Consider the following 12,513-nt stretch of genomic DNA (forward strand, 5'->3'; position numbering starts at 1 on the left):
TTCGTGCTGGACCGCAAATCTTGCGGCGTGGCATTGGACTCGCCGCACTTTCTCCACGTACTCTCCCAGATGTGTCGGCGCGCACACAACCGGCGCGCCGCCCGACCCGACCCCGCTCCCGCTCGGCCCGGGGCCATCGCAAGGAGACCTGATGAGCATCGAGACCGCCCCCGCCCTCGGGACCGACCTCGCCACCGGCCGCGACGCCGGCCAGCCCTACCCCTACCAGCGCGTCGAGCTCGTCGAGCCCGACTGGACGCGCTTCCCCGGCTGGTCCGACGTCACCGCCGCCGACTGGGCCTCGGTGCAGTGGCAGCGCGCCCACTGCATCAAGAACGTCAAGCAGCTGCGCGAGCTGATGGGCGACCTGCTCGACGAGCGGTTCTACGCCGACCTCGAGCGCGACCAGGCCGAGCGGGCGACCATGTCGATGCTCGTGCCGCCGCAGATGATGAACACGATGGTGCCCACCTTCGAGCCCGCCGGCGCCGGGTCGCTGACCGAGGCGTTCGACGTCGACCCGATCCGGCACTACATGATCCCGGTCTTCAGCGACCGTCGCACCGACTGGCCCTCGCACCCCCACGCCGCGCGCGACTCCCTCCACGAGCACGACATGTGGGCGACCGAGGGCCTCACCCACCGCTACCCCACGAAGGTCCTCGCCGAGCTGCTGCCGACCTGCCCGCAGTACTGCGGCCACTGCACCCGCATGGACCTGGTCGGCAACTCGACGCCGGTCATCGACAAGCTCAAGTTCGCCGGCAAGCCCAACGACCGCCTCGGCGACATGATCGACTACCTGCGCCGCACGCCGTCGGTGCGCGACGTCGTGGTCTCCGGTGGCGACGTCGCCAACATGCCGTGGCCGCGCCTCGAGTCGTTCCTCATGTCGGTGCTCGAGGTCGACAACATCCGCGACATCCGGCTCGCGACCAAGGCCCTGATCGGCCTGCCGCAGCACTGGCTGCAGCCCGACGTGGTCGAGGGCGTGGCCCGCGTCGCCGCCGTCGCCCGCTCGCGCGGCGTCTCGCTGGCGATGCACACCCACGCCAACCACGCGAACTCCGTGACGCCGATCGTCGCCGAGGCGTCGCGGGCGATGCTCGACGCCGGCCTGCGCGACGTACGCAACCAGGGCGTCCTGCTCAACGGCGTCAACGCCGACCCGCACACCCTGCTCGACCTGTGCTTCCGCCTGCTCGACGGCGCCCAGGTCATGCCCTACTACTTCTACATGTGCGACATGATCCCGTTCTCGGAGCACTGGCGCGTCTCGCTCGCCGACGCGCAGCGCCTGCAGCACCACATCATGGGCTACCTGCCGGGCTTCGCGACGCCGCGCATCGTGTGCGACGTCCCGTTCGTCGGCAAGCGCTGGGTGCACCAGAACGCCGACTACGACACCGAGCGCGGCATCTCCTACTGGACGAAGAACTACCGCACGTCCATCGAGTCCGACGACGCCGAGGCCCTGTCGCGCCACTTCGAGTACTACGACCCGATCCACACCCTGCCCGAGGCCGGGCAGCAGTGGTGGGAGGAGCACGGCCGCCTCGACGAGGCCTCGCTCAAGGCCGCCGAGATGGCCGAGGCCTCCCGCCGCACCGCCGCCCTCCAGGCCTACTGAGGCCTCGCTCCTCCCTCCCCCCTCGCTGCTTCGCGCGTTGGCGCTGGTTTTCCCCGGTTGACCGGGGAAACCCCGACTTCTCGGGGCATGTACGCCCCGAGAAGTCCGCAACTCGCGCGAGAGGTCGGCCGCACCCGGCCGTGCGGCTTGTCCACAGGCAGTGCCGGACTGTTTGCCCCACCGCGTGACCCGGGCACGCTGTCGCCGTGCAGACACTCCCGCCGGACCTCGACCACGCCGTACGATTGCGACGTGAGCTCGTCGAGGACGGGTACACCGACTACCAGTTGTCTCGCCTCGTCGCCGCGGGTCATCTCCACCGCGTCCGGCACGGCGCGTACGTCGAGCGGGCCCTGTGGGACGGGTTGTCGCCCGAGGACCGCCACCGGGTGACCTGCCGCGCCGTGCTGCGCACTTCGCACCCGTCGGCGGTGCTCTCCCACGTGTCGGCGGCGATCGAGCGGCGGGTGCCGGTCTGGAACATCGCGCTGGACGAGGTGCACACGACGCGCACGGACGGCAAGGGGGCGCGTCGCGAGGCGGGGGTGATCCACCACGGCGGCGACCTCGTCGAGACCGATGTGCAGCTCGTCGGCGGCGTTCGGCTCACGCCCGCACCCCGCTGCGCCGTCGAGGTCATCGCCACGACCCCGCCCGAGCAGGCCCTCGTGGTGGTCAACGGTCTGCTCCACGCCGGGCACCTCACCCGTCCAGAGCTCCTGGAGGCGGTGCACGCCATGAAGCACTGGCCGCACACGCTGTCCGCGCACCTGGTGGTCGCGCTGGCCGACGAGCGGATGGAGTCGCCGGCCGAGACCCGCACGTACTACCTGTGCCGCCAGCAGCGGCTGCCCCGCCCCGAGCCGCAGCTCGCGGTCTACGACGAGCACAGCCGCCTGTTCGCCCGCCTCGACTTCGCCTGGCCGGACCACGGCGTCTTCCTGGAGTTCGACGGCAAGGTCAAGTACGCGCGCTTCCGGCGCGAGGGCGAGACCCTCGACGCCTACCTCATGCGGGAGAAGGCGCGCGAGGAGCGGGTGTGCCAGTTGACCGGGTGGGTGTGCCTGCGCATCGGGTGGGCAGACCTGGAGGCGCCCGTCGCCACCGCTGCGCGCATCCGTCGGGTGCTGGAGAGCCGCCGGCGCCCCGTCGGGGCCTGACCGTATCGCGGGACTTCTCGCGTCGTTTGCAGACTTCTGGTGGCGTGCATGCCCCCATATGTCGGGGTTTCCCCGGTTGACCGGGGAAACCGCAGCGCGGCCGGACGGCAACGGGGGACCGTCAGAGCCGGGCGAGCAGGGTCGCCACCCCGGGGCCGAAGAGCTCGGAGGGGGCGGGCGGGCGGCCGTGGAGGAGGAGAAGCACCGCCTCCGCGCTCGTGCGGACCTCGGGGCCCGAGCCGTGGGACCACCCCGCGTCCTCGGCGACCAGGCGTACGCCCGACACCCGGCGCCGCGCGCTGCCGCCGACCACGGCGGTCAGCGGCCACGGCGTGTGGAGGGCGAAGTCGGCGACCGGGGCGAGCGCCTCCGGGGGCACCGCGTGCGGCAGGCCCAGCGGGCGGCGCACGTCGAGGCCGTGCACCACGGCGTCGGCCAGGGCGGCCACCGCGGGCATCCCCGCCGGCCGGGCGTCGTCGGCGAGGTTGCCCTCCAGCTGGGCCAGGACCTCCTCGCGCCCGCGCGCCGACCACTCGACCGCGGACCGCGCGATCATCCGGTTGACCGAGAAGCCGTGGCGGGCCAACCCGACCGCGGCGGCGCCGAGACCCAGGACCGGCGCCCACGCAAGATGGGCGGCGACGTCGACCACCCGCCAGCCGGCGCAGAGGGACGGCGCCTGCCACTGGTCGTCGTCGAGCGCGCGCAGCGTGTCGATGAACGCGCGTCGCTCGCCCCGGACGAGGTCGGTGAGTGCGGGGATGTCTGTCATGGCGGGCTCCCACCGAGGGTGGCTGGGGCCGCGGCACCGGCCCGGGTCAGTCCAGGGGACGGTTCTCGTAGGGGGTCGAGAGCACGATCGTGGTGCGGGTCGACACGCTCGCGGCGCCGCGGATCCGGGCCAGCAGCTCCTCGAGCGCGTACGGCGTGGCGACGCGGATCTTGAGGATGTAGGACTCCTCGCCGGCGACCGACCAGCACGACTCGATCTCCGAGATGCCCATCAGCCGCTCGGGGTAGTCGTCGGGCTGGGAGGGGTCGATCGGGGTGATCGAGATGAAGGCCGTGAGCGGGCGGCCGAGCTGCTCGTGGTCGATCGTCGCGCCATAGCCCTTGATCAGCCCGCGCTGCTCGAGCCGCTTGACGCGTTGGTGCACCGCGGAGGTCGACAGGTCGGTCGCCTTGCCGAGGTCGGTGAACGACATCCGGCCGTCGGTCGCCAGCAGCGCGAGGATCTGGCGATCCTTGGCGTCGACCTCGGAGGAGCTCACCCGCGACACCCTAGTCCGACCCGGACAGCGCCTGCACGAGGCGCACGGCAGACGAGCCGAGGCCCCAGCGGGTGTCGAGCGCGACCACCGCGTCGTGGTCGGCGGGCGTGCGCGGGCGGGTCAGGTCGGGCGAGCCCAGGTCGAGGTCACGGCGTACGGCGACCACGCGCGGCGCCACGGCCAGGTAGTCGGCGGCGGCCTTGATCTTGCCCCGCGGCCCGGGCCCCATGTCGGAGTCGGGGTCGCCGGCCGCCTCGATGATCGCCTCGACCGTCCCGAACCTGCCGAGCAGCGTCGCTGCCGTCTTGTCGCCGACCCCGGCGACGCCGGGGAGGCCGTCGGAGGCGTCGCCCCGCAGCGTGGCGAGGTCGGCGTACTGCCGCGCGTCGACGCCGTACTTGGCACGCACCCAGGCGTTGTCGACCCGCTCGTGCTTGCTGACGCCGCGCGCGACGTAGAGCACCCGCACCTCGGCGTCGTCGTCGACGAGCTGGAACAGGTCGCGGTCGCCGGTGACGATGTCGACCGGCATCCCGGCGCCGGTCGCCAGGGTGCCGATGACGTCGTCGGCCTCCATCTCGGCGTGCCCCACGACCGGGATGCCGTAGGCCGCCAGCACCTCGCGGATCACCGGCACCTGCGCCTCGAGCGGGTCGGGCACCTCCTCGACGTCGGGCCGCGGGCCCGGCACCTCGCGCACCACCCGGTGCGCCTTGTACGAGGGCAGCAGGTCGACGCGCCACTGCGGGCGCCAGTCGTCGTCCCAGCAGCAGGCCAAGTGGGTCGGGTCGTACTCCCCCACCAGCCGGCTGATGAAGTCCATCAGGCCACGCACCGCGTTGACCGGAGTGCCGTCGGGCGCCTTCACCGAGTCGGGCACACCGAAGAACGCCCGGAAGTAGAGCGAGGCGGTGTCGAGGAGCAGGAGGCGGTCACCGGTGGACATGGCCGGAAGCCTTCCACATCACGGCGTCGTCGGTGCCCACCACGCTCCACGCCGCGGTCGGCGATGCTGGCCCGCGTGGACTCTCTGGGTCGTCAGTCGGCCAGGACGCTGTAGGCGATCACGCCCCGCTTGAGCAGCCTGGCGGTCGCCCGTGCCGTCTCGCGCAGCTCACGCTCCCCCGCCGCGTCGGCGACCTGGCCACAGAGGTCGAGCAGCTGCTTCATCCAGCGGACGAAGTCGCCGGCCGACAGCCCGGTGACCATCAGCACGTCGTCGAGGTCGTCGCCCTCGGCCCAGCGCCACGCCGCCCACGCGAACCCGACGTCGGGCTCGCGCAGGAAGTCGAGGCGGTGGTCGCGCTCCAGGGCGTCGAGCTGGCCCCAGACGCGCACGAGCTCGGCCAGCACCGGCCGCACCTGCCCACCGGGCATCTTCGGCGAGGACGCGTCGTCGGCGCGCCGCGCCTCGAAGACCAGCGCCGAGAGCACCGCCGCCAGCTCGGACGGCGCGAGAGCGTCGAACAGCCCGGCCCGGATCGCCTCCGCGGCGACGAGGTCCATGTCGGTGTAGAGGCGCCGCAGGTGCGAGCCCTTCTCGGTGACCGTGTCGCCCTCGAGGTAGTCGAGAGCCGTCAGCACGTCGCACACCCGGTCGAAGGTGCGCGCGACGGTGTTGGTGCGGTTGTCGACGCGGCGCTTGAGGGTCTCGGTGTCGCGCTCGAGCTTGAACCAGCGCTCCGCCCAGCGGGCGTGGTCCTCGCGCTCGGGGCACTGGTGGCACGGATGGGCCTTCAGCTCGGCGCGCAGCCGGCCGATCTCCCGGTCGGCAGGGGTGTCGCTGAACGAGTCGCGCGGCCGGGTGCGCCGCTCACCGGGGGCGTCGAGGCCGCGTGCCTTGGCGCGCAGCGCGGTGGCGAGGTCGCGACGCATGGCGGGGTTGCGGCCGTTGAACGACTTGGGGATCCGCAGCCGGCCGATGGCCTCGACCGGCGTCGGGAAGTCCATCGGCGCCAGCCGCCTGGCCTGCCGGTCGGCCGTGACGACGTAGGGGCGCGGCTCGTCGCCGGAGTGTCCCGGGTCGATCACCACCGCGAGGCCGCTGAACTTGCCGGCCGGCACGTGGATCACGTCGCCGGGACGCAGCTTGCCGAGGGACTGCATCGCCTCCTCGCGCCGGTCGAGGCGGCGCTCGCGCGCGGCGCCCTTCTCGAGGTCGGAGATGCGCCGGCGCAGGGCGGCGTACTCCATGAAGTCGCCGAGGTGGCAGGTCGCGGCCTCGCGGTAGCCGTCGAGGGCCTCCTCCGCCTTGTGCACCTGCCGGGCCAGCCCGACGACGGCCTTGTCGGCCTGGAACTGGGCGAAGGACTGCTCGAGCAGCTCACGCGAGCGCGCGCGGCCGAACTGGTGCACGAGGTTGACCGCCATGTTGTAGGACGGGCGGAACGACGAGCGCAGCGGGTAGGTGCGGGTGGAGGCGAGGCCGGCGACCTCGCGGGGGTTCATCCCTGGCTGGTAGAGCACGACGCCGTGCCCCTCGATGTCGAGCCCGCGACGACCGGCCCGCCCGGTCAGCTGGGTGTACTCCCCCGGGGTCAGCTCGGCGTGGGTCTCGCCGTTCCACTTCGAGAGCTTCTCGATCACGACCGTGCGCGCGGGCATGTTGATGCCGAGGGCCAGCGTCTCGGTCGCGAAGACGACCTTGACCAGGCCGTCCTGGAACAGCTCCTCGACGACCTGCTTGAACGCCGGCAGCAGCCCGGCGTGGTGGGCGGCGACGCCGCGGGTCAGGCCGTCGAGGAACTCGTGGTAGCCCAGGACGTGGAGGTCCTCCTCGGGCAGGGTGCGGGAGGCCTCCTCGACCCGCGCGAAGATCTCGTCGCGCTCGGCCGCCGTCGTGAGCCGGGTGTTGGCCTGGACGAGCTGGCTGACGGCGGCGTCGCAGCCGGCCCTGCTGAAGATGAAGACGATCGCCGGGAGCAGGCCCTCACGGTCGAGGCGCTCGACGACGTCGACGCGGCTCGGGATCCACACCCGGCGGCCGTTGCCGACGGCGCGGGGGTTCTTCGACGAGCCGGGCTTGCCCTTGCGCGGCGAGCGCCGGTCCCGCATCAGCCGGGAGCTGGCCCAGTCGTCGCGGGCGATGCGGGTGAGCTCGTCGTTGACCGGCGCGCCCTCCTTGACGAACCCGGCGCTCGCGTCGACGTCGGAGGACGCGAACAGGTCGAGCAGGCGGCGCCCCACCATGACGTGCTGGAACAGCGGCACCGGCCGCTTCTCCTCCACGATGGTGGTGGTCTCGCCGCGCACGGTCTCCAGCCACTCGCCGAACTCCTCGGCGTTGGACACCGTCGCCGACAGCGACACCAGCGTCACGGACTCCGGCAGGTGGATGATGACCTCCTCCCACACCGCGCCGCGCATCCGGTCGGCGAGGTAGTGCACCTCGTCCATCACCACGAAGCCGAGGTTGAGCAGCGTGCGCGAGCCCGCGTAGAGCATGTTGCGCAGCACCTCGGTGGTCATCACCACCACCGGCGCCTCGCCGTTGACGACGTTGTCGCCGGTCAGCAGGCCGACGTTGGCGGCGCCGTAGCGCTTGACCAGGTCGTGGTACTTCTGGTTGGACAGCGCCTTGATGGGCGTGGTGTAGAACGCCTTGCGCCCGGTCTGCAGGGCCAGGTGGATGGCGAACTCGCCCACGATCGTCTTGCCCGACCCGGTCGGGGCCGCGACGAGCACCCCCCGCCCGTCCTCGATCTCACGGCAGGCACGCACCTGGAAGTCGTCGAGCTCGAAGCCGTAGAGGCCGGAGAAGTCCTTGAGCATCGGGTAGGGCTTGTCGCGCCGGAACGCGGCGTAGCGCTCGGCCGGGGTGGGCTGGTCGTCGTGCTCGCTCACGCGATCACCTCCAGGGCGCCGGGGACGCAGTCGATGGTCAGGGGCAGCGGGGCGAAGCGCTCGCCGTCCGCGTACGACACGATGCCGGGCGCCGCGACGGTCACCGAGCGCACCCGGCGGTGGACGTACTCGGTGACGCCGTCGACCTTGCCGGTGAACAGGCGCGGGTAGGAGCGCACGAGCTTGGACTTGCTCATCCGGGTGATCACGACGACGTCGAGCAGCCCGTCGTCGAGTAGCGCCCCCTCGGTGATGCGCATCCCGCCACCGAACGACGGCCCGTTGCCCACCGCGACGAGCATCGCCTCGTGCTCCACCGTGTCGTCGTCGAGCTGCAGCACGTAGGGAATGGGCCGGAAGGTGCGCAGCTCGGCGAGGGTGGCGAGGCTGTAGCGCATCTGGCCGCGCGGCCACGTCATCGCGTTGGCGCGCTCGTTGACGATCGCGTCGAACCCGGCGGCGAGCACCGTGACGAACCAGCGATCGCCGCTGCGGGCGAGGTCGATGGTGCGTCGCCGGGAGGCGATGACCCGGTCGGCGGCCGCGAGCGGGTCGGTGCGCGGGAGGCCGAGGTAGCGCGCGTAGTCGTTGCCGGTGCCGCTGGGGATCAGGCCGAGGGGCACACCGGTGCCGGCCACCGCCTGCACCCCGAGGTGGACCAGCCCGTCGCCGCCGCACAGCACGAGCGCCTCGACGCCGTCGGCGACGCACGCGCTGGCCAGGTCGGCGGCCTCGTCGGCGTCGCGGCCCTGGAGGTTGCGCACCACGAAGCCGCTCTCGCGGAGCCGGACGAGCGCGACGTCGCGGTGCCGGGCTCCACGGCCACCGCCGGCCGTCGGATTGGTGAGCAGGGCGATCTCGCGCCCTCGCACCTGGTGCTCGGGAGCCGCGGGGTGGAGCATGGCGCGACCCTATCCCCCGGCACCGACTCGGGCGGCCGGGTACGCCGCGGGCGGGCGCCGCGGGTGGGTCAGCCGAGCCGCAGCAGGGCGGCGTAGCGCTCCGGGCGGGCGCCCACCGCGCGGGCGAGCCGGCCGAGAGCGTCGAGGACCAGCTCGGGGCCGAACCCGGTGCCCGGGACGGCCAGGGCCAGCCGCGAGCCGCGCTCGCCGACCACGACCTGCCCGTGCCGCCACGCCTGGTGCACCCGCAGCCGGGTCGCGTCGTCCACCACCGGAGCGGGATAGGCCTCGTCGACCGCCAGCAGGTCGCACACGATCTCCAGCGCCGGGTCCTCCGCGGCGGTCAGCCGTCCCTCCACCAGGTGCCCGGTGCCCAGGCCGGCGTCGGCGCGCCAGACCACGTCGCTGGTGCCCAGCCACTCCGGCAGGTCGAACGGGTCGGTGTCGGTGAGGGCGGCGTCGTGCATGGCACCACCCTGTCAGAGCGTCCTCAGAGGGAGGACAGCTCGTCCGGTGCAAGCCCGGCGTTGGGCGCGCGCCGCTCGCGCCTGCGGTCGTTGAACCGCGCGATCGCCTCGGAGGCGAAGAACAGCAGCACCATCGGCACCGCCATCAGCGTCATGGTGAAGGGGTCGGCCGAGGGCGTGGCGACGGCGGCGAACACGAAGGTGCCGATGATGATCCACGGCCGGTAGGCCTTGAGGGAGGACCCCTTGACGACGCCGGCGAAGTTGAGCAGCACCACGAAGACGGGGATGTTGAACGCCAGCCCGAACACGAACAGGGTGCGGGTGAAGAACTGCAGGTAGTCGTTGAAGTCGATGAGGTTGGTGACGCCCTCGGGGTTGAAGCCGATGAGCACCTCGAGCGCCACGGGCAGCGTCAGGTAGCCCAGGACGATGCCGGCGAGGAAGAGCGGCCCGGCGACGGCCACGAAGATGCGGCTCATCCTCCGCTCCTGCTCGTAGAGGCCGGGGAGCACGAACGCCCATATCTGGTAGAGCCAGTAGGGCGCGGTCACGATCGCGGCGGCGAACCCGCACAGCGTCAGCCAGAGCAGGAGCCCGGCCCCGGCGCCGCTGGTGGTCGCGGTGGTGGTGCCCTCGGGGAGCTTGGCCTGCGCATCCTCGTAGGGACCGTAGACGAGGTCGATCAGGAAGTGCCGGAACAGCAGCGCCACGGCGAGCGCCAGCACGAACACGAGCAGGCAGCGCAGCAGCCGGGCGCGGAACTCGCGGAAGTGGTCGGCGAGCGCCATCCGGCCGTCGGGGCCCACGGCGTCCTTCGGCGGCCCCTTGAACAGGCCGACGAGACCGGCGATCCTCACGCTCCTCGGGGCTCCTGCACTCAGGCGGTGGTGTCGTCGCGCCGCTCGCGGAGCACCTCACCCGACGCGTCACCCCGGGGGGCACGGTCGTGGGACGGGTCGTGGGCGGGGTCGGCGGCCTTGGCGCGCGCCTCGAGCTCGCGCTGCTCGGGCGTCTTGTCGGTGTCGTCGTCGTCGCGCAGGCCCTTGGTCTCCGTCTTGAAGATGCGGAGCGCCTGGCCGGAGCTGCGGGCGAGGTCGGGCAGCTTGGCGGCACCGAACACGAGCACCACGATCGCCAGGATCACAAGCCACTCGAGACCCTGCGGCATGCCGATCATCGGGTTGAACATGGTCTCACTCCGTCATTCGTGCGGTTGTGTGGATGTCGCTCGGCCGGTCACCCGGAGTCTACGCCGTCGTCGTCGTAGAGGCGGAGCGCCGCTCGGACCGCTGCCGTGAACGCCTCGGCCCAGGCCGTGGGTGCGAGCAGCGTCGCGTGCGGTGCCAGGCGCAGCAGCAGGGACTTCGCCCACTCCTCGCTGGCCACCTCCAGATCGACGTCGAGCGTGCTGTCGGGACCGGGACGGCGCCCGGTCACGGGGAAGTACTCGGCGACCCACCGCGCGGGCGGAGCCAGCCGCAGCGTCACGGTCGTGGTCTCGGCATCGCTGAACCAGCCGCCGGTCAGGTCGCGGGCGCGCGCCCCCGGGTCGGCGACCGGGCTGTCGAGCTCGGTGGCGGCCACGATGCGGTCCACGCGGAACGCCCGGTCGCCGCCGGCGGTGTGGCACCAGGCGTCGAGGTAGAGCAGGTCCTCGACGCGAGCGAGGCCGCGCGGGTCGACGAGCCTCGTGGACTCCTGGTCGCGCGAGGGGACGTGGTAGGTGATCTCGACCTGGTGGCCGTGCGCGATCGCCGACTCCAGCACCGGCACCACGGCGCTGCGCTCGAGCGGGGTGGGCGCGACGTGGAGGCGCAGGAGGCTCTCGTCGTCCTGGCCCGCCGCCTCCTCCAGCTTGGTCAGGGTGCGCTCGATCACCTCGCGCGCCTCGGCCGGCGCGGTCTCGACCATCGTGCGCAGCGCGACCACCAGCGAGGTGGCCTCGGCCGGCGAGAAGCGCACCGGGCGGGCGAGGTAGTCGGCGTTGTCGACCCTGATGACCCGGTCGCCCTCGAGCGCCTCGAGGTCGACCTCGATCAGGTCGCCGGGCAGCCCCGGGGAGAGCCCGGTCATGAACAGCAGCCGCAGGTCGCGCTCGATCTGCTCGGCGTCGGTGCCGAAGTGGGCCGCGGCGTCCTCGAGGCGTACCTCGCCGCGGGCGAGCAGGTAGGGCACCAGCGCGAGCAGGCGCGCGACCTGGTCGGGGGCGGTGTCGCCGGCCTGGGCGGTCATCGCTCCTCCCCCGCTCCGGCCACGGCGCGCAGCCGGGCGACGACGTCGTCGCGCAGCGACTGCGGCGCCTCGACGACCGCGTCGGCACCGCAGGTGAGCACCTCGTCGGACAGGTCGGGCACCGGCCCCTCGACCACCACGGCGTCCCAGCCGGGACGGTCCCCGAGCGGGGTGACCGACTCCGCGCGCCGGCGCAGGCCGACCCCGGTGCCCTGCCGCACCCGGATCTCCGCGCGAACCGACGGCACCGACGGCGAGAGCCGCCGCGCGACGTCGCGGATGTCGGTGCCCGGGGGGACGTCGTACGCCCCGGACCGACCGGTGGCCCGGACCGGGCCGACGATGCGCGAGAGCCGGAAGACGCGCTCGGCACCGCGGTCGACGTCGAAGCCGACGACGTACCAGCGGCCCGAGGACCGCACCAGCCCCCACGGCTGGACCCGCCGGGTGGTCGGCTCGGTCTCGTCGGCGCGCTGGTAGGGGAAGCTGACCTGGCGGCGCTTGCCGGTCGCGTCCCACAGCGGCTCGAAAGCCGGCTCGTCGGCGGTGATGGCGGGAGCGACGACCTCGAGGCGCGACGGGTCGATCTCGACGCCCTGGCCCTTGAGCTTGGCCAGCGCGCGACCGGTCGCCTTGGCCAGGGTCGCCTGCTGCCAGACCTGCGCGGCGAGGCCCAGCACGGCGGCCTCGTCGGACTCGAAGCGGATCTCGGGCAGTGACGTCTGCTCAGTGGGGATGCGGTAGCCGATCTCGTCGTCGAAGAACGCGTCCGCGCTGCCGACCTCGATGACCGCGCCGATCTGGCGCAGCGCCTCCTTGTCGCGCTCGAAGGCCCGCTCGAACGCCTCGTCGCCGGCCGGCCCGCGGGCGTGCTCGGGATAGCACGCCTCGCGGATCGCGTCCTTGCCGATGAAGCGCTTGGCTCCGAGCAGCAGGATGTGCAGGTTCATCAGCCGCTCTGCCCGTGGCGTCGCCATGCCTCCCCCTGCTCTTCCGGTGTGCCCC

At 72.7% G+C, this 12,513-nt stretch carries 12 protein-coding genes; 2 read left to right on the plus strand and 10 right to left on the minus strand.

Going from position 1 to position 12,513, the window contains the following annotated elements; genetic code table 11:
* The first annotated feature begins 151 nt into the window (after positions 1 to 151).
* Both AC4H2S_RS10235 and AC4H2S_RS10240 read left to right on the plus strand, forming a co-directional pair.
* Positions 152 to 1,630, plus strand: coding sequence for a KamA family radical SAM protein (locus tag AC4H2S_RS10235; protein ID WP_491496871.1), 1,479 nt, complete (start codon positions 152 to 154; stop codon positions 1,628 to 1,630).
* A gap of 206 nt (positions 1,631 to 1,836) precedes the next feature.
* Positions 1,837 to 2,790: a hypothetical protein gene (locus tag AC4H2S_RS10240; RefSeq protein ID WP_491496872.1), complete on the plus strand. Its 954-nt coding sequence runs from the start codon at positions 1,837 to 1,839 to the stop codon at positions 2,788 to 2,790.
* 121 nt (positions 2,791 to 2,911) lie between these two features.
* Here AC4H2S_RS10240 and AC4H2S_RS10245 read toward each other — a convergent pair whose 3' ends face one another.
* From AC4H2S_RS10245 to AC4H2S_RS10290, 10 genes are all read right to left on the minus strand, one after another.
* A complete protein-coding gene (locus tag AC4H2S_RS10245) occupies positions 2,912 to 3,562 on the minus strand; it encodes a maleylpyruvate isomerase family mycothiol-dependent enzyme (protein WP_491496873.1) in 651 nt (216 codons plus the stop codon).
* 46 nt (positions 3,563 to 3,608) lie between these two features.
* On the minus strand, positions 3,609 to 4,061 hold the full coding sequence (locus AC4H2S_RS10250; protein WP_491496874.1) for an Lrp/AsnC family transcriptional regulator: 453 nt from the start codon (positions 4,059 to 4,061) through the stop codon (positions 3,609 to 3,611).
* 10 nt (positions 4,062 to 4,071) lie between these two features.
* On the minus strand, positions 4,072 to 5,007 hold the full coding sequence (locus AC4H2S_RS10255; RefSeq protein ID WP_491496875.1) for a 5'-3' exonuclease: 936 nt from the start codon (positions 5,005 to 5,007) through the stop codon (positions 4,072 to 4,074).
* Positions 5,008 to 5,099: 92 nt separating this feature from the next.
* The gene (locus AC4H2S_RS10260) at positions 5,100 to 7,832 is read right to left on the minus strand and encodes a DEAD/DEAH box helicase (protein WP_491497074.1); all 2,733 of its coding nucleotides are present in this window, start codon (positions 7,830 to 7,832) and stop codon (positions 5,100 to 5,102) included.
* Between the two features lie 68 nt (positions 7,833 to 7,900).
* Positions 7,901 to 8,806 carry a diacylglycerol kinase gene (locus tag AC4H2S_RS10265; RefSeq protein ID WP_491496876.1) on the minus strand — a complete coding sequence of 302 codons (906 nt, stop codon included), beginning with the start codon at positions 8,804 to 8,806 and terminating at the stop codon, positions 7,901 to 7,903.
* Positions 8,807 to 8,874: 68 nt separating this feature from the next.
* On the minus strand, positions 8,875 to 9,273 hold the full coding sequence (locus AC4H2S_RS10270) for a hypothetical protein (protein WP_491496877.1): 399 nt from the start codon (positions 9,271 to 9,273) through the stop codon (positions 8,875 to 8,877).
* A 23-nt stretch (positions 9,274 to 9,296) separates the two neighbouring features.
* Positions 9,297 to 10,133, minus strand: coding sequence for a twin-arginine translocase subunit TatC (tatC, locus tag AC4H2S_RS10275; protein WP_491496878.1), 837 nt, complete (start codon positions 10,131 to 10,133; stop codon positions 9,297 to 9,299).
* Positions 10,134 to 10,153: 20 nt separating this feature from the next.
* The gene (gene tatA, locus AC4H2S_RS10280) at positions 10,154 to 10,465 is read right to left on the minus strand and encodes a twin-arginine translocase TatA/TatE family subunit (RefSeq protein WP_491496879.1); all 312 of its coding nucleotides are present in this window, start codon (positions 10,463 to 10,465) and stop codon (positions 10,154 to 10,156) included.
* 47 nt (positions 10,466 to 10,512) lie between these two features.
* Positions 10,513 to 11,508 (minus strand): helix-turn-helix transcriptional regulator, encoded by a 996-nt coding sequence (locus AC4H2S_RS10285; protein ID WP_491496880.1) that lies wholly within the window; start codon positions 11,506 to 11,508, stop codon positions 10,513 to 10,515.
* Positions 11,505 to 12,485, minus strand: a complete 981-nt coding sequence (locus AC4H2S_RS10290) for a helix-turn-helix transcriptional regulator (RefSeq protein WP_491496881.1) — start codon at positions 12,483 to 12,485, stop codon at positions 11,505 to 11,507. The genes AC4H2S_RS10285 and AC4H2S_RS10290 overlap by 4 nt, the downstream gene beginning before the upstream one ends.
* Positions 12,486 to 12,513 lie beyond the last annotated feature (28 nt).

This window comes from Nocardioides sp. Z13_37 (assembly GCF_058355585.1).

Coding starts and splice junctions, on each gene's coding strand:
- AC4H2S_RS10265 (WP_491496876.1), bottom strand. CDS start 8,806: ATGCTCCACCCCGCGGCTCCCGAGCACCAGGTGCGAGGGCGCGAGATC.
- AC4H2S_RS10270 (WP_491496877.1), bottom strand. CDS start 9,273: ATGCACGACGCCGCCCTCACCGACACCGACCCGTTCGACCTGCCGGAG.
- AC4H2S_RS10285 (WP_491496880.1), bottom strand. CDS start 11,508: ATGACCGCCCAGGCCGGCGACACCGCCCCCGACCAGGTCGCGCGCCTG.
- AC4H2S_RS10260 (WP_491497074.1), bottom strand. CDS start 7,832: ATGCTCAAGGACTTCTCCGGCCTCTACGGCTTCGAGCTCGACGACTTC.
- tatA (WP_491496879.1), bottom strand. CDS start 10,465: ATGTTCAACCCGATGATCGGCATGCCGCAGGGTCTCGAGTGGCTTGTG.
- AC4H2S_RS10235 (WP_491496871.1), top strand. CDS start 152: ATGAGCATCGAGACCGCCCCCGCCCTCGGGACCGACCTCGCCACCGGC.
- AC4H2S_RS10290 (WP_491496881.1), bottom strand. CDS start 12,485: ATGGCGACGCCACGGGCAGAGCGGCTGATGAACCTGCACATCCTGCTG.
- AC4H2S_RS10255 (WP_491496875.1), bottom strand. CDS start 5,007: ATGTCCACCGGTGACCGCCTCCTGCTCCTCGACACCGCCTCGCTCTAC.
- AC4H2S_RS10245 (WP_491496873.1), bottom strand. CDS start 3,562: ATGACAGACATCCCCGCACTCACCGACCTCGTCCGGGGCGAGCGACGC.